The organism is Tateyamaria algicola, assembly GCF_047715485.1.
Taxonomy (GTDB): Bacteria; Pseudomonadota; Alphaproteobacteria; order Rhodobacterales; family Rhodobacteraceae; genus Tateyamaria.
This window is the reverse complement of sequence record NZ_CP180422.1, coordinates 2,142,741-2,160,108: the sequence shown is the minus strand read 5'-3', so window position 1 is coordinate 2,160,108 and position 17,368 is coordinate 2,142,741. Positions and strand designations below refer to the sequence as shown.

8 protein-coding genes are annotated in these 17,368 nt (G+C 58.2%); 4 read left to right on the top strand and 4 right to left on the bottom strand.

The window, feature by feature from the left end; translation table 11 throughout:
* Window positions 1-2 precede the first annotated feature (2 nt).
* Complete coding sequence (locus ACMHLQ_RS13035) at window positions 3-920, top strand: glycosyltransferase family 2 protein (protein WP_415401078.1); 918 nt, start codon at window positions 3-5, stop codon at window positions 918-920.
* Window positions 921-927: 7 nt separating this feature from the next.
* Here ACMHLQ_RS13035 and ACMHLQ_RS13030 read toward each other — a convergent pair whose 3' ends face one another.
* Both ACMHLQ_RS13030 and ACMHLQ_RS13025 read right to left on the bottom strand, forming a co-directional pair.
* Window positions 928-2,088 (bottom strand): glycosyltransferase, encoded by a 1,161-nt coding sequence (locus tag ACMHLQ_RS13030; RefSeq protein ID WP_415401077.1) that lies wholly within the window; start codon window positions 2,086-2,088, stop codon window positions 928-930.
* Entirely contained in the window at window positions 2,081-4,678 is a 2,598-nt protein-coding gene (locus ACMHLQ_RS13025) for a glycosyltransferase family 2 protein (RefSeq protein ID WP_415401076.1), read from the bottom strand. The genes ACMHLQ_RS13030 and ACMHLQ_RS13025 overlap by 8 nt, the downstream gene beginning before the upstream one ends.
* Window positions 4,679-5,021: 343 nt before the next feature.
* On the opposite strand from ACMHLQ_RS13025, the gene ACMHLQ_RS13020 reads away from it, so the two are divergent.
* The 3 genes from ACMHLQ_RS13020 (at window position 5,022) to ACMHLQ_RS13010 (ending at window position 8,996) form a co-directional block, all read left to right on the top strand.
* Window positions 5,022-6,911, top strand: coding sequence for a polysaccharide pyruvyl transferase family protein (locus ACMHLQ_RS13020; RefSeq protein WP_415401075.1), 1,890 nt, complete (start codon window positions 5,022-5,024; stop codon window positions 6,909-6,911).
* A gap of 218 nt (window positions 6,912-7,129) precedes the next feature.
* Window positions 7,130-7,849, top strand: coding sequence for a Stf0 family sulfotransferase (locus ACMHLQ_RS13015; RefSeq protein ID WP_415401074.1), 720 nt, complete (start codon window positions 7,130-7,132; stop codon window positions 7,847-7,849).
* Window positions 7,850-7,910: 61 nt separating this feature from the next.
* Window positions 7,911-8,996, top strand: a complete 1,086-nt coding sequence (locus tag ACMHLQ_RS13010) for a hypothetical protein (RefSeq protein WP_415401072.1) — start codon at window positions 7,911-7,913, stop codon at window positions 8,994-8,996.
* Between the two features lie 84 nt (window positions 8,997-9,080).
* Here the strand turns inward: ACMHLQ_RS13010 and ACMHLQ_RS13005 are convergent, their stop codons facing one another.
* Together ACMHLQ_RS13005 and ACMHLQ_RS13000 are read right to left on the bottom strand one after the other, a co-directional pair.
* Complete coding sequence (locus ACMHLQ_RS13005; protein WP_415405229.1) at window positions 9,081-12,074, bottom strand: M10 family metallopeptidase C-terminal domain-containing protein; 2,994 nt, start codon at window positions 12,072-12,074, stop codon at window positions 9,081-9,083.
* Between the two features lie 143 nt (window positions 12,075-12,217).
* Window positions 12,218-17,032, bottom strand: a complete 4,815-nt coding sequence (locus tag ACMHLQ_RS13000; RefSeq protein WP_415405228.1) for a S8 family serine peptidase — start codon at window positions 17,030-17,032, stop codon at window positions 12,218-12,220.
* Between the last annotated feature and the right edge of the window lie 336 nt (window positions 17,033-17,368).

The following is a 17,368-nucleotide window of genomic DNA, read 5'->3' as shown; positions in this document are numbered from 1 at the left end:
CCGTGGCGACGGTGCACATCCTCTTGGCAACCCATAACGGCGCCAAGTATCTGGACCAACAGCTCCAGTCCTTTCTCACGCAGGACCATGACGACTGGCAACTCTGGGTCAGTGACGACAGATCGACCGACACGACCCGCGATGTTGTCGAGCGCTTTGCCGCCGCGCATCCGGGCCGCGTGCGGCTGGTGCAAGAGGGGCCGGGCGCAGGCAGTGCCGCGAATTTCCTGTCGCTGCTGGCGCGACCGGAACTGGCGGGGCAATGGATCGCATTCTCCGATCAGGACGACGTGTGGATGCCCCACAAACTGGCGCGCGCGGTCGACCGACTTGGTACTGTGGACGGCGGGCGTGGTGTCTATGCCAGTAGGACGATCCACACGGATGCCAACCTTGTCCCAAAGGGGCCCTCACGGTTGCACCGCCGCCCTTTTGAGTTCGGCAATGCCTTGGTGCAAAACGTTCTGGCGGGGAACACAATCGTTTTGCCCCCGGAAGGGGCGGCGGTTGTGCGCTCCAGCCTTGCCACTGCCACCGAGTGCGGTGTGCCATTTCATGACTGGTGGGTCTATCAGATTTGCGCGGGTGCGGGCCTGCACATCATCAACGATCCCGAACCGGGGCTCTATTACCGCCAGCACGCGGACAACGCGATGGGTGCCAGCGTGGCCCGGCGCATGGACCGGGTCAAACAACTGCACGGGCGCGTCTTTGCCGGATGGATCGATTGCAATCTGTCCGCACTCGATCAATCGCGCGACACGCTGAGACCGGAATGCGCGGCGTTGCTGGATCAGATGATCGCATGGCGTGCCACACCCAGGCTGCGACGGGTCACTCCGGCCAAACTGGGGCTTTATCGGCAGACGGCGGCAGCGGACAGAATTTTACACATGTTGGCCTTCGCCGGTCGGATCTGAGGCGACGTCAGTCCTCGAAGAATGGCAGCTGCTTTTTCCGGTTGCGGATGACCGCGTAGACAGCGACCACCTCGCCCGTGTCGATCACGTCGGAAAAGCCGTATGGCCCGTTTTCGACTTCGAGATGCGCCGCAACGTCCGGCCTGTCATCCCGGCTTGAGATGTGGATGTAATCGCCACGCGACGTCAGGGCATAGACGCCCCACAGGATTTGATCCGGGGCATCGGTGTTACAGACCCAACCCGACACGATCAGCGGGCGGGTGTGCACGGCCCCCTGGCTGTGGCGACGCACCGCCGGGGCAATCGGCACCGTTTCCACGAGGCCTTGAACATGGGCCGCTTTGACCTCTGGCAACGCATCGATCATCGCGTTGAGCGCCCGTTGGCTGGTTGCGCCCTGCCCTGTGTCCTTCAACTCGGACACCGAAATCGGCACTTGCAGCGTTTCGGTAAACCGTTCGATCACCTGCCAGGAAAAGTCGGACACGTCGCTGTACTTCTCGGCCGGGTTGTCGGTGATGTTGTAGTTGCCAACAGACCGGAAGGGCTGGAGGAACGACACGTGCCCCTCCTCCATCGCGGCCAGAAGAAAGGCGTAATCCTCGAACAAGATCAGCGCGGGCACGCGGGCTACAGCGCGGCGCGCGACATCGGTACGGATCATGTAGGAGTGGATCGGAACAGAGTTGCGGCGCAACAGGCTGACAAGGCTGGGCCGCGCACTGTGATACTGAACGCGGCGCGTCTTGCCCGTCGTATCCGTGCGCACAAGGTCGATATTGCCGATCACGATATTCGCCGCGCCCTGATCCGTCATGGACGCATGCAGCCGCCCAAGGCCCATGGGATGCAGTGTGTCGTCAAAGTCGAGAAAGGAAAGCACGGGCGCCCGCGCAGCGCGCACCCCGTGGCGCATCAGATCGACACGGCTGTCCCCGGCGTGGGGCATATTGTAGTGGCTCAGCGTGACATTGGCGGACGGCTCGTCGACAAAGTCCTGCAACATCAATGGATCGGGAAAGTTCGACGTTTCCAGCACGATTTCGATCCGCCCGGCGTTCCGCTGGTTGTGAACAGAACGCACGGCGCGGATCAGCGTATCAAAACGGTCCGGGTCATGGGCGCGAATGACGACGCTGATGTCTGGAAGGCTCGCGTCACTCATCCGAGAGCTTGCGCCCTTCGTTCTGGCCAAAGGACACATAGTGCAGGAACGGATTGACGCCGGCATTCGCCACATCTGCGTTCAGCATCAGGTAATCCCTAGTTGAGAACGCGGTGTTCGGTTCGGGCATCAGCGATTTCCAGTTGTCCACGTAGTGGAACACCGGGCCGCCAGGATATTCTTCGGCTTCGGGATGCTGGTTCAGGTAGTGCCCGAAGTCGAACAACCCGCTTTCAAACAGGGTGTTCGCAGTTTCGAGCCTGTCTGCACGCGCCGCGTTCGGCCTGTCTTTCTCCAGCGCTTTTTGGGCATTCACATAGGCGCGGAAACCCTTTTGCACGGTCAGGTTCTTCCAATCCGGTGCCGGTTCGACCGTCTTGCGCGGTTCAGGATCGCTGTGACTGCTGGTCTGTGCCAGAACGGATGTGAATGCATCGAGCATATCAACAGGCACCACGTCCTCGCGCCCGAATTCCAGCGCTGACGGCTTTTCCCTGTGCACCGCATCACTGCCAAAGAAATGCGCATTCCGCCCCCGGTATTGCAAGGCGAGGTTGTGTGCCAACGCCAATGGCATGAACCCACGGCGGGGCGTGTCATCCGTGATGCGGTCGCGGACCAGATCGATCAGGGCGCGGGCGGTGTCGATGCTTGCCGTGCGCGACATGGGCAAGCGGTTGGCAGCCCGGATGTACGGCAATGCAGCCCGTGGCGCCGAGCGGTTCTGTTCGCTCTGGCCCGGTTGTGTGTAGTGATCCAGATCATCCAGCGGATGGCCCATCAGGCGGAAGAAGTCGTTGATCGTGCCGCCCTTGGTTTCAGCGACGGCCTCGTAGGGACGGAACCGGACCGGCATGCCCGGAAACGCAGCTACGAAACGGTCATAGATGCCTTTGAAATCCAGCAGGCCCGCAGCTTCCTGTTCATCGCAGAATGTCTCGATATCGTGCTGATACCGAATGCCGGGGCTGCTGACGCTTTCCAGATACATCGACTCGATCCAATCCAACGGATCTCGCAGATAGCCGATGATCGACACCTGGTCCTCACGAAAGGCGCGCGCCAGTGCATCCACAACGGCACCGCCCTGCCAGAACCTGCTCGAGACGATGTTTTCCGAAGAGATCAGCAAAGTATCCGGCACCCGGTCGAGCTGTTGCAGCTCGGCCCCCAAACGCCCGCGCCAGTCGGGACTGTTGTGCATGACGTATTCGATCAGAGTGGCGTGCCCGGACGTGCGATGCGCACGCGCACCCCGACCATTTTCCAGACCGAAGAACGGATAATAGACACCGTGATTGCGTAGCAGATCAAAGCGGTTGATTTCGCAAAACTTCTGCAGCGCCGACGATCCTGTTTTCGTGCTGCCGACGTGCAGAACAATCCGTGGCAGAGCAATACCAACCCCGGATATCAGGGGCGCGGACATGCGGGGCGGCTTGGCAGTGCAAAAGCGGGCCAATGCCTCATCGCTCAGCTGGAAACCTTTGCGCGGCTGAGCACCGTCTTCGAACCGGCGGCGGTGCAATGCCTCCATCTCGCCAACGCTCAGACGGCCCTCTTGCAACAGGCGATGCGCCAGCTTGTCTTCGCGCCGCGTAAGCAGGAACGCCAACACGTCGAAGAAGCCGGATTTTTGGTGATCTTCGGACATGTTTCCCATGACCGCGTCCTGCCACAGATCATGGGTGGGCCAGCTTGCCTTGCTCCAGGCATCGAAAAAACCGCGGGCCTCGTCGCTCGCCCAAATCTTGCGCTTGAGCAGGAAGGGACGCCAGTAGTTGAAGACCACGTTCATGTAGTAGAGCATGTTGGCGCGCGCGAGGGTCGCGTTTTCAGGACCGGCGGCATGTGCCGCCATGGTCTGGCCAACCACTTCGATATGCGTGTTGAACATCGCCAGCTGTTCTTCGTTCATGGTCCGCATGGTCGAGTCCTTGCGGACCTGGTAGCGAACAACCGGCGTCTGGCACACGTTGATCCGTTCGGCCTGCAGGATACAGTCAGTAAAGAACGGGCGATCTTCGCGCTGGCGCAGACGATCCGAGAACCGCAGACCGCGATCATCGAGGAACGCACGTCGGTACATCATCTGCCAGCAGGATGTATTGTTCATGATGGTGGGAAAAGACTGGGCCGTTTCGCCCTGCACGACGATCCCGGTCAGTGCGTTGACGGCTGGGTCCAGCGTATCCTCTTCGCCCGTGAAATAGCGCAGGTACTGGAAGTGGACGAGGTCGGCCTGATTTTGCCGCGCATTTGCCAGCACTTCCGCCACAGCCCCTTCAGAATGCAGCATGTCATCCGCATCAAGGAACAGAACCTGCTCGCCCCGGGCCGCGTCGAGCCCTGCGTTGCGGGCGCGGGCCTGTCCGACGTTTTCACTTAGCGGAATTAATTCGATATGCGTGTATTTCTTTGCTGCTTTTTTAATCACCTGCAGCGACTTGTCCGTCGACGCATCGTCGATGAGGACATGTTGAACTGTAATGCCGGTCTGACGTGCCACGGACTCGATGCAATCGAGGATGTACGCAGCACAGTTGAAGACGGGAGTGACGACGGTGACGTCAACGGAGGGGGTGGTCACGATTTGTATCCAGTCAGTCAGTTTTTTCAGTCACAAAATTCACGAAACAATCAAACAATCAACAAGTTAAGGGGGATTATGCTCGCCTCGGTAGAAAGCCGCCGTCGCTGGACTTCAATATGTTCCATTATCTGACCGTTATGCTAAAGCGTTCGCATCTTGGCCACAAGCACCGGCCATTGTATGTTCGGGGCAGGTTAAGGCATTTTGGTACGTTTTTTTTGGTCGTAGGCGGCCAACTGAGCAAAAATTAGACGAGGGTTGCATGTCATAGTTACGTGACGGTAGTAGGCTAACGACAGCTGACTGCGAGCGCAAACATGACGATGCGGGGGCATTGAGTATGAGAATTCCATTTTTCAATCTATCTGGCACAAGCGCTACACCGGTTCCCGAAACACCGCTGACGGTTGTCAGTTTTTACACAACTGGCGGATATTACGAGGAAAAAGCAGGCGAGTTGCGCGCGCAGTGTGACAAGTTCGGCGTCGTGCATGACATCGTCCCGATCAACATTCACGACGGTGAGGATTGGGCAGCAATCTGCCGCCGCAAGGTCTCTTTCTACCGAGAAATGCTGCACAAGCATAAGTCCGCCATCATGTGGCTGGACGTGGACAGCGTCCTGCTCGGCTCCCCCAACAGCCTTGCCGAGGGCGACTTTGACGTGGCCCTGTTCGCGCGCAGCTTCAAGTACCTGCCGCAGTACAATCCGGGCGGCCTGGCACGCAGCTTTCACCCCGGCTACCTGCTGTTCAAATACACGCCGGACACGATCCAGTTGCTCGAAGACTGCCGCGAAATCGACCGTACGCACGAGGGTCCATTCACAGACGACTACATTCTCGAAGAAGCGTTCCGCACCTCCTCTGCACAGTTGCGTCTGTTGATGTTGTCGCCGCGCGACATCGCGCGCCCCGGCGACGAAGACATCTCGCGCGCCTTGTTCAAACATGGCGACAGCGGAAATGTGAATGAATTCAAGGGCAAGGTGAAACAACACACGCCCCGCAGCCTGGCACCCGATCAACAGAAGATCGTCGTGACAGAGATGATCAACAGCTTTGCCAAGGCAGGCAACAGGTCGATGGTGGCAGCGATGTTCCGCTACCTGATCAAGATCAATCCGTCTGACTATATCTCGTTCGTCAAATTGCTGGACCTGCTAATGCGGGCCAACGACACCAAGGGCCTCAAGTCTCAATTGAACGCCGGTCGCAAGATCCCCGAACTGCGCCCCTATGCGCTACGGTTCGAGTTGCTGCGCGCATTGGAAGCGCATGACTGGAAAAAGGCCGATGACCTGTTCAAGCTGGTCGAGGAAACCGAGCATCAGACGATGATCAATTTCTGCCGCAGCCGGTTGTTCCGCTATGACCTCGACCGCCGCGCGGAAAAGCGGAAAATCCCTGACGAAAAACGCGCCAACATCTTCTGGTGGGAAGAACCCTATCCCGGCAACCTGGGCGACATCATCAACCCATATGTCGTCGAAGGTTTGACAGGCATTCCGCCGAAATACGCGCAGCGTGGCACGGGCATCTACCCGATCGGGTCGATCATCAAGTTCGCAAAGGCTGGATGCCAGGTGTGGGGTGCGGGCTCTCCGCATGAAGAGGATCAACTGGATCCCGAGGCTGATTACCGCTCTGTTCGCGGTCCTTACACGCGCGACCTCGTGTTGCGCTGTGGCGGTAAATGCGACGAGGTGTATGGCGACGCAGCGTGGTTCCTGCCGACAATCTTCCGCCCCAACGTGGAAAAGACGCACAAGACAGGCCTGATCCTGCACTACCAGCACGAAGAAGCGCCGTTGCAGTTCGATCCTGCCATTCGCCAGATCGGCATCCGCCGCCTGGGATATCACCAGATCGAAGAGTTCCTGACCGAGATGCTGCATTGCGAGCGTATCGTGTCAACGTCACTGCATGGTGTCATCATTGCGCAGGCCTACGGTTTGCCCGCCATGCTGGCGACCGTGACCAATTCGCGTGCGCAGGTGCATGGGGACGGGATCAAGTTCAAAGACTACTTTGCGTCCGTGGGCATCCACGATCCCAAGCCGGCCTTTGACCTGAGCGATCTGGACATCATCAGCGATGCCACCCTGCCGGAGGAGAATTTTGTACCCATCGGGAACAAGATCAACCTGAGCAAGCTGGCTGAAGTTGCACCGTTCAAGGTCCTGCCCAAAATGAAAAAGGCCGCAAAAGCGTTTGACGACGCGGATTGACGTGAATTTTCAGGTGGCACCACTTGGGCGTGTCGTGCGAGTATTTTGTTATGACTGGTTCCGAGGAAAATCGCGCCAAACCCCAACGCAGTGCCGAGTCGCTTCAGCGGCAATCAGCACGCATTCTGGCGCGAAAGAAACGAAATCGCATCTATCAGCCGACCCGGTCGGAAGATTATGATTTCGCCACACCAGGCGCCGAGCTGAAAACAAAGCTGATGTTTGCGACAACGCCGCGGTGCGGCAGCCACTTTGTCTGCTCGAACCTGTATCAGACATTTCGCGCCGGATTGCCGCTGGAATACCTCAACCCCGCCCATTGGGCGAGTTGGCAAGAGCGGGCGGGCACAACGTCGCACTGGAATACGCTGTCGTATCTCGTCTCGCGACGCACCAGCGGCAATGGCGTCTTTTCGATCAAGATGCACTGGTCACACCTCTCTGCCCTGCCGACGGAAAAGCTGCACACCTGGTTCCGGGGCAGTCAGTGGGTGCGTATCGAGCGCGCAGACGTGGTTGGTCAGGCCGTATCCTGGGAAATCGCCGCGCAAACGGGATCATTCATCTATACGCAACCGGCTTGGCAGACTCCAAAGTTCAACTTTGACGGTATCTACAGCAAGCTGATGCAGGTGCTTGAGCAGAAAGAGCAATGGCGCCAGTACTTCGAAAAGAACGGCGTGTCCCCCCATGTGGTCATTCACGAGCAATTCATCAGTGACCCTGCCAAGGAAACCAAGGCATTGATCAAGGCGCTTGGCCTGCCGCGCGCCGTGGGTGCGCGCCGCCCAGACATTCCCATTGTCGAAAGCCAGCACAGCAGCATCAATTCGGAATGGTCAGAGCGTTTCGTACACATGCTGTCCCAACGCTCGGACGAGAACAGTTTAGAGCAAAAATCCGCGAATTCGGCTCTGTTGTCTGGAATCGCGCGTTGATCTATGCAATCAAGCGGCCTGCGGCTGCACTATCCGCCTCTTTTGAGAACGACGGCCAGATATGACACAACACATTATCCTCCACGTCGGCTTCCCCAAGACCGGCACGACTGCCATCCAACGGACGTTAGCGGATTTCCCTGAGACGTTTGCGCCACACGGGATCGTCTACCCCAAGGCAGGGCAGGCGCGGTTGGCCAAGCGGATGCGTGGACACCACAATCTGGCATACGAGCTCTATGACCCGGCCAAATTCAATCCTTCGGGCGGATCGTGGGAAGACCTGGCAGCGGAAGTGGCGGCGTCCGACGCGCCGAACATCGTGCTGTCATCCGAAGCATTCCGCGGCCATCTTGCGATGGTCACAGCCGCCAAGCTGCGCAAGCTGTTCCCGAACCATCGCCGCAGCATCGTGATGTATATCCGGCCGCAGTGGGAATATGTCGAATCCGGCTATAACCAACTCGCCCGCTTTGGTGCGACGGATGAAAGCATGGCGGACTTTTACCAAAGCACCGGCCGCAAGATTGCGGACTACCGCGAGATCGTGGAGACATGGCAACAGGCTGCGCATGATTGCGAAGTTGTCTGCCTGCCTTTTGCCAGCGCTGCCAAGAAAATGGGGATTGTCGAACACTTCTGTCACAATCTGCTGGGCGTCGACATCAAGATGGAAGAGATGCAGCAGGCCAATCACAAGATCGGTCTCAAAGGGTTGTCGGCCATCTATTATTGCCGCGACGAGTACCGCAAGGTCGCCAAGGATCCCAAGGCAAACCTGCCTTCATCCGCGATCATGCAATTGTCCCGGATGTCCCGGCAAAACGACGATGTGTACAATTACACCTTCCTCACACCAGAGCTGGTCAAAACCATCTACGACGACTCGGTTGAGACAAATCGCTGGCTAGCCAAGGCGTTTCCACAGTTCGATACTGCCGAGTTCCTGAAACCGCCAAGCACCAGCAAAGCCACACCCGTCGAAACCTGGCCAGCTCTGACCCCCGAGGAAACAGAGCCGCTGCGCGCTGTCATTCGTGCGGCCCTTGCCGAAACGCGCGAGCAACGCTTGCGCAAGGCAAAGGCCGACGCGGCAGCAGCCGAAGCGCTGGAAGACGAAGATGGTGGCAGCGTCGCGATGGACTGACCTACGCGGCGTTTACCGAACACTGCAACGAAAAAAGGGCGGCACCGTATGGGCCGCCCTTTTTCGTTTCTGCAGTCGCTGGCGTTACAGAATGATGTCACCATTCGCCGCCGAGATACCTGTGCCGTCAACGTCAACAACATAGACTTGGCTGTCGACCTTGCCGTCGCCATCGATGTCCATCGAGATGATCGAAACGTCGACGCCAGAGAACGTGTACTGTTTGATCGTCAATTCGCCCGAGGTGCCGGTAAAGTTGGACACGACGTTGAAGCCTTGATTGCCGCCAAAGCCAGTGTTGGCGTCAATGCCGCTCAGGTCGATGACGTCACCTTCAACTGTGCTGAAGTCGCGCACCTCATCCCGTTTGTAACGGCCAACACCTGTGTGCGAGACATCCGAGAACACGAACACGTCCGCGCCGCTGCCACCGGTCAGGAAGTCTGTCGCTGCACCACCGTCCAGACGGTCATTGCCCGACTGACCCAACAGTTTGTCGACATCGTTGCCGCCGTAGATGGAGTCGTTGTCGTTGCCACCAAGGATCGTGTCGCGCCCATCCAAGCCGTAAAGGCGGTCATTGCCTGACGACCCTTCGATGCGGTTGCCATGGGCATTGGTGCCGTAAATGATATCGCCAAAGCTGGACCCGAACGCGTTTTCGACGTTGAGGATCGTGTCGGACCCTGCGGCGCCGATCGCTGTGCCCGCCTCGAGGTTGAGGATCACACGGCTGGTCTGACCTGTGTAGACCACCTGGTCAAAGCCGTTGCCACCATCAAGCGTGTCATCGCCGTAGCCGCCCTTGAGCGTGTCGTTGAAGGCGCCGCCGTTCAGCGTGTCTTCACCGTTGCCGCCAATCAGACGGTCGTTGCCGCGCCCACCGAACAGGGCATCATTGCCGTCGCCACCATCCAGGCTGTCATTGCCGTTGATGGTGCCCCCCGCAGAAGTCAGCGCCGCGTCAACACCGCCATAAACGGAAATCGACATGGCAAAGGTGCCGCCCAGCGGCACGATGTCCACGTTGGAAAACGACCCTACCGAGACGTAGTAGGTGCCCGCGGTGGCAAACACGTGATCGATGTAGCTGTCTGTGCCCGACACACTGCCACCCGCGCCCAGGGCTGTCGAAGAATCATCGTTAAAGACGATCAGGTTTCCGGCAGAATCAAAGACGCGCAGGTAGCTGTCGAAATCATTGGGAGACCCTTCGTTAAAGTCGGCCCCATCGATGTCGAGGATAACGCGGGTCAAATCGCTCAGGATGGTGAACGAGTAAAAGCGCCCTGTGCCGGTGCCCGTGCTCGCAACGGTGACATAAGGTGCGTAGCCTGCATGCTCGATCACATCCGTTGGCACGACACCGCCGACATTCCACGCATCTTCGTCATTGGTGAAGAACGTATTGAGGGACACGGCCGACCCGATGTTGATGTTACCGGCACTGCCATCATCAATGTACTGGCCCGATCCGGTATAGACATACTCTTCGTCACCAAACAGAAGGTCGTCGCCGGCGCCACCAAGCAGGGTGTCATCCCCGGCCAGACCTGTCAGCGCATCGTGGTTGCCGTTGCCTTCCAGCTTGTTGTTGACCTGGTTGCCGGTGATCGAATCCGCTGCCGAGCCACCCTTGGCGTTTTCGATGAGGGAGCGTGTGTCGCCCTGGTACATCAGCGCATTGTAGACGTTGCCGCTCGCATAGCCGTTGTTCGGTCCACCACCCAGATTGGCCAGTTGCTCTTGCGAGAACTCGGAGTAGGCGCCGGCTTGCAGGTTGATGATCAGCGTCGTGTCGTAGTTCGACAAATCATAGGTGTCGATGCCGTCCCCATCCCAAAGGGTCAGGAAGATCTTGTTGCCGCCGGGTGTCCCCTGCCCGGTGCCGTCAATCGACATCTGGCCTGTGAGAGGATCGAAGGTATAGACCGTGTCGCCCGCATTCAGCGTAAAGTCAGCGCCATACATGTGCTGCAACGCCGCGATATCCGACATCATGAACGTCTGCGGGAAACTCCACTGCGTGTTGGTGTAACCGCCCGCGCCTTTGCCTTCCCAACTGTAGTAGGTCATCAGGCTATATTCGTGATGGTTGTACTCCTCGGGCAGCGCGTTGAAGCCGCCATTGGCCGTGTGCCCGTGGCTTAGGCCAAGCGCGTGACCGATCTCGTGCAGGGTGGACCGCCACGAGGTCGATCCGAGGATCGGGTTTTCGTAGTGGTAGTAGTCCGTCGGGTTCGCCTGCGGGCGGAACCACATGTCGCCCCCCGTATTTCCCGAATTCGGATAGTAGGCGTAAGCCGACCCACCCGCATCCGTGGAATAGGCAGAGCGGATCATGCCATCCGCGCTGTTGCCCAGATCAACGACATTGGCGAGCGTGAACCCTTCGAACGAGAACCACGTCTCGCCTTCGAGTGCTGCGCGGATCAACGCCTGCTGGACTGCGGTCGTGGGGGCGAACCCCTCGTTGTTGGCATTGCCCGGATAGCCTGTGCCGTAGTCGGTCGACAGTTGTGGAAAGCTGAAGGTGATGGTCAGGCCGGGTGTCCAGCGCACACCGCTCAGCACGCCGTCGATCTGATCATCGCCCGTGCCGCCCACGGTTGACGCGTTCAGCCCCAGATCGGCGGCAGTAAACGCACCGTGATCGCACAGTGCGCAGGGGCATCCGCATTCAGTATCGCGCTCTGGCAATGTGGTGAGGTCTTGAACATCGGCCAGCGGCGCCAGATCGACCACGACGTCAAAGGCCTGCAGGTTGGGTTTGAATTCGAAGGTGGTCGGGCCGTCATAGGTCACTGCATCGCGCAGGCTGATCGTCTCGATGGCGAAGTCTTCGCTTTCGCCTTCAAAGTCGGGAATGTCGAGCACGTGATATGTCTGAAGGGTGCGACCCAACATGGGCGTATCCAGCGCATCGGCTGCGTCTTCGGACAGGTACAAGAGGTCCAGTGTGCCCTGGGCATCTACGCCAGCGTCTGCTGCCAGGGCTGCGATCAGGTCATCAAATGACTTCGGGGCTTCAACCTCTTCGGACGCAATGTCTTCTTCGTAATTCGTTTGATCCAGCACTTTACACAACCTTTTGAAATGAGTTGAACTCCGCTGCACCTTGGAGCATGTGCCCGGCCCGGATCAATCCTTCGTCGACACTTGCAACGAAAAAACGGCCCCGCATGGGGGCCGCTCTTGTTCTTTTGTTGTGACTGTGTGGTTTAGAGCACGAAGTCAGCGATCGTGATGCCCGATCCAACCATGTAGATCTGACCATCGGCATTGCCGTCACCATCGACGTCCATCGAGGCGATGGTCACATCCACACCGCTGAAGGTGTAGTTGTTCAGGATCAGCTCACCCGCCGTACCGGTGAAGGACGTACCGGCAAAGGTGAAGGCCTGATTGCCACCAACTGTCGAGTCCGCGTCCACCAGGAAGACGTTCATCACGTCACCATCGGCGGTCGAGAAGTCGCGGACTTCGTCACGGTTGAACCGGCCGACGCCTGTGTGGGCAATGTCGGACAGGATGAACGTGTCAGCGCCCGAACCACCGGTCAGGAAGTCTGTCGCGGCACCACCATCAAGGCGGTCATTGCCCGACTGACCCAGCAGACGGTCGACATCGTCACCACCATACAGGCTGTCGTTGTCGTTGCCGCCCAGCAGGGTATCGCGACCATCCAGACCATACAGCTTGTCATCGCCGTTCGAGCCTTCCAGACGGTTCCCCTTGGCATTGCTGCCGTAGATGATGTCGGCATGGCCGGACCCGAACACGTTTTCGATGTTCGACAGGCTGTCCGAACCACCGGCACCACCGGAGATACCGGATTCAAGGCTGACAAAGACACCCGAGGACAGGCCGGTATACAGCACCTGGTCGGCACCGCCGCCCCCGATGATTGTATCGTCACCCAGACCACCGCGGATGGTGTCACCATTCGACCCGCCAGCGATGAAGTCGTCGCCTTCGCCACCCAGCAGACGGTCATTGCCGCTTTCGCCGTAGATGGTGTCATTACCGTCACCACCGTTGATGGTGTCGTTGCCGTCACCACTGCGCAGATCGTTGTTCAGATCGTTGCCCACGATGTTGTCGTCGCGGACGGAACCGATGACATTTTCAAAGTTCGACCATGTACCTGACTGTCCACCACCGTTGAAGGAGTAGCCGCCGTCAAGGTCGATCCCGATGACACCAGTACCAGCCGCAATGCCCGAGAAGTCGAGGACGTCGATGCCGGCGCCACCATCCAGGGTGTCGGTACCCCAGCCGGAAACGAAGGTCACCGTATCATTGCCAAGCTCACCATTGAACGTGTCGCCACCACCCACATTGTCGAACCGGTCATTGCCGCCGCCTGCGTTGATGACGTTGGCTGTTCCGCTGCCGATGAACACGTCGTCGCCATTGGCCAGACGCGAGGTGACGTTGGCAATGCTCTTGAGGTCGAAGACAAACGCAGAGCCCGCAACGCCGTAGGTTTCCCCAGCGAGGTCAAAGACAATGCCGTTCAGAGCAGTGATGTCGACCGTGTCGACACCGGTGCCGCCATCGATATCGTCGTAGCCTTCGTTGCTGTCCAGAATGAACAGGTCAGCGCCGGCAAGACCCATCAGCGTGTCGCGACCCGCGTTGCCGTTGAGGATGTCGTCATAGCTCGATCCCGTCAGGACGTTGTTCACGCTGTTACCCAGAACCGTACCTGCCACGTTGGCAAAGATGGTCAGGTTTTCCAGGTTGCTCCACATGCTCTGGAACGCACCACCGTTGAACGAATACCCATTGTCGATATCGAACACACGTTGGTTCACCGAGATGTTCGCAGCGTTGGATGACAGATCGAGGTGATCAACACCGGCACCGCCATCGATGCTGGTCCCGTTTCCGAGGAACGTTGCAATGAACGTGTCACTGCCCGATCCACCGATCACATGCTCGATGTTCTTGAAGTCGCGCGCCGTGCCACCCAGCGAGTAGGCATAGGTGTCTGCGTTGAAATCAAAGAACGTGCCGATCGTCATGCCGGACCAGTCGAGCGTATCGCTGCCGCTGCCGCCATCAAACAGGTCGGACCCTTCGCCGTTGACCTGGAACATGATGTCGTTGCCAAGGCCACCGTTGATGATGTCACCCGAGCCCGCGCCACCGCGCAGGATATCGGAACCGTCACCACCCATGATGCTGTCGACACCGGCACCGCCATCGATCTCGTCATCCTTGCTGGACCCGGTGATCGTATCGTTGCCGCTGCTGCCTTCCACGATGATGCGGTCGACGTTGTCATCCATTTCCGATGCGCCGAACCAATCCTGGAACTGCCACATCGACATGTCCATGACGTTGCCGTGGTTCATGATGATGCGGATGGTATCGTCGGAACCACCCGAGGCGTTCCCGTCGATCAGCAGATCCGTGGCGAAGGCAAAGCCGCCCTGGAATTCCTTGTCGCTCAGGATGATCTCTTTGTCCTGGTTGTTGCCGTTGGCAAAGAATTCGATCTCTTCGATCGAGAAGACGTTGAACCCGGTTATCGTACCACCTGCGGTAAAGTCATAGGTGCCGGTGTCAAACAGCTGGATCTTGTCTGATCCGTTGCCGCCTTGCGCGTATTCCTGCGCATTACCAGCAACGCCACTGATGTAGCGGAACGTGTCGTTGCCGTCCTGTCCGTACATGTTGTCATCGCCGATGTTGCCACCGATCATGGTGTCGTTGCCATCGCCACCGTAGACAAAGTTGGTGCCGCCACCGCCATCCAGGATGTCATTGCCGGCGCGACCATAGATGCTTTCGCCTGCGCTGCCGCCCGAAACAGAGTCGTTACCGCGACCTGCATCAAGGTAGTTGCCAAAGCTGTCACCGATGATGGTGTCCTGACCGTCGCCTGTGTACACACGCTCGATGTGCGACACGCCGGTAATGGCGACACCATCAATGTTCCCGCTGTTGTTCAAAAGATCGACGGTGGAGTTCGACGTCACCGCCGCTGCGTTCATCGTGTCAACACCAGTTGACCCGCCAGCAAAGGCAGAGGTCGAGTGCGTGCTGCCGGCATAGTCCGAAAACTCGTTCGTGAAGATGAACGTGGCGTTTTCGGTCTCTGACCCACCTGCACCGCGTACGGTGATGTCGATGTCATTGATCGTGATTGGGGACACCGTATTGCTGTCGCTATCGCGCATACGCAATGTCCAGTTGCCCGTGGCGGTCATCCCCATGAATTGAGGGGTCATGAACTCCCACCGGCCGGTGAAGCCACCCGCCGACGAACCATCGTTTTCACCGATATTGTCGATGATGTGGGCGACAGTCCCGTCGGGTGCGATCAGCTCGATATCCAGATCGCCCAGATCGTACCATTCAGTGAAGTTGATATCGATCTCGATGAACTCGATTCTGATGCCCGAGGTAAAGGTGATCGCGAAATCGTTCGCGGCGTTTCCGCCAGTAAGGGTTTGAGTGGTGTTCAGAATGTCCTCAAACTCGGTAGAGTCATTCGCCGACGTGTGCGATGTTTGCCACGTTTCGGCCAGACGGACAGCTGCAAAGGCATCGACCAGACCAAAGCCGTAGTCGTTAGAGTGGTGCAAACCACCGCCGTTCCAGTTGCTCGCGCCGTTGAAGGACCACGCGTACTCTTCGCTGCCCGATGTGCCCGACCCGATGGCCGTGCCCACATGGCGCGCCGAATAGGCCAGGATTTCCTGGACGTCGCGCCAGCCAAGGCTGCTGTTCGCCTCAAGCATGAGGGCAATCACGCCCGACACCATTGGCGCCGCAGCGGATGTGCCGTTGAACCCTCCGGTGTAGTTTGGCGTCGCACCACCGGATACGTACCCTTCTGAACCCATGCGGTCTGTCGTCCAGACCTGCCCGGGTGTCCCGAAGCCAGAGATCAGGATGTTGTTGCCGTGAGTAGAGTAGCTGGAAACAAAGCCGCTCTGATCAACGGCAGCAACGGAAATGGTGTGTTCATTCGCGTTCCATTCCGAGGCTTGGGCATCGTGGTTGGACGAGCGACCGTTGCCAGCCGACTTGACCATGATCGTGCCCAGACCACCGCGACCGTTGGCGGCAGCAAAATCGATGGAGCTGTCGAGATCATTCATCAGCGACGGCGTTGGCAATTCGGTGTCGAACTGGTTGGTGCCCAGTTGTGTGCCAAGACTCATGTTCACGATATCGGCTTCGCGGTTGACACCAGCTGTCTGGATTTCACCCGACGCATTTTCAATCGCATCGTTGATCTGATCCAGGAACAGGTCATAGAGGCTGGGCAGCGACCCACTTGTTTGCACCCGGAAGCCAAAGATCGTCGAACCATGCGCAACACCGACAACACCGATGTTGTTCAGGTTGGCGCCGATAATCCCCGCCACGGCTGTACCATGGTTGTTGCCATTCACCCCTGTAGGGTCGGTATCGTTGTCAAAGAAATCCCAGTCTTTGACGCTGCTGTAGTTGTCATCGAGGTCTTCGTGGCTGCGCTGCACGCCATCGTCGATGATCGCAACTTCGACACCCGCACCGGAATACTCATCCCAGATCGTCTGAAGATCACCCAGATCAAACAGTACACCGGATGGCTGGTTCAGGTGCCACTGGTTGCCATAGAGTGCGTCGCTGGGCACCAGCAGAGTGAGGTCACCGTAAGCGCCGTCATCACTGACTGGCGTCGCGGATGTAAAAGAGAAGACGGGCGGCACGGTCGTCGTGTTGCCCATGTTCTCGGAAATCGCGTCGCGCGTCTTGGGCAGGAACACCAGACCGGTCACTGCCGTCTTGGCCGCATCGCCTAGAACGATGGAGTCCATGTCGGACCAATCCCAGTCGCGAGTCTCGGTGTTGGCTTCGATGGCGTCGATCTTCTGGCCGCCCTCGACCATGGTTCCGGCAGCTTCTGCGACGGTGACGTCCATCGCTTCTGCGTCGGGTGCGCTTTCCATGTTTTCGTTTGGAAGAACTGGTTTGCCAAAACTATCAAATGTCTCAGCGGCGAAGTCAGTATCGAAAGCTGCATCTTTCATGCGCTCTTCTCCTCTAATGACTTTGATCGCCTGCCCCCCGGCAACCTAAAATGGCTAAATTAAGCGATCAAAGAACTGAACGGGCGGAAATGCCCCTAAAATATGCAGTCAGCTTGACTCATCATCACTATGAAATCAACGCCTCATGTGGGCCGATTCACATACATTAAGGTAAGGTTAACCCCCATTGCAGCGGGAACCTGCCGAGTTTTTGATGCCCATTGGCAGCAGTGCTGGCGCGCGCATCGACAGTTCGACTCGACCGTGTTCGCGAATCGAATCAGTCTTCTGCAGAAGGTAAACGGGCCCTTTCAGCGTCGTTTTGGATTTGAAACG

Bases quoted from the DNA above. Each gene is read 5' to 3' on its own strand.
- ACMHLQ_RS13030 (WP_415401077.1), bottom strand. From the start codon at position 2,088: ATGAGTGACGCGAGCCTTCCAGACATCAGCGTCGTCATTCGCGCCCAT.
- ACMHLQ_RS13020 (WP_415401075.1), top strand. From the start codon at position 5,022: ATGAGAATTCCATTTTTCAATCTATCTGGCACAAGCGCTACACCGGTT.
- ACMHLQ_RS13015 (WP_415401074.1), top strand. From the start codon at position 7,130: ATGTTTGCGACAACGCCGCGGTGCGGCAGCCACTTTGTCTGCTCGAAC.
- ACMHLQ_RS13010 (WP_415401072.1), top strand. From the start codon at position 7,911: ATGACACAACACATTATCCTCCACGTCGGCTTCCCCAAGACCGGCACG.
- ACMHLQ_RS13000 (WP_415405228.1), bottom strand. From the start codon at position 17,032: ATGAAAGATGCAGCTTTCGATACTGACTTCGCCGCTGAGACATTTGAT.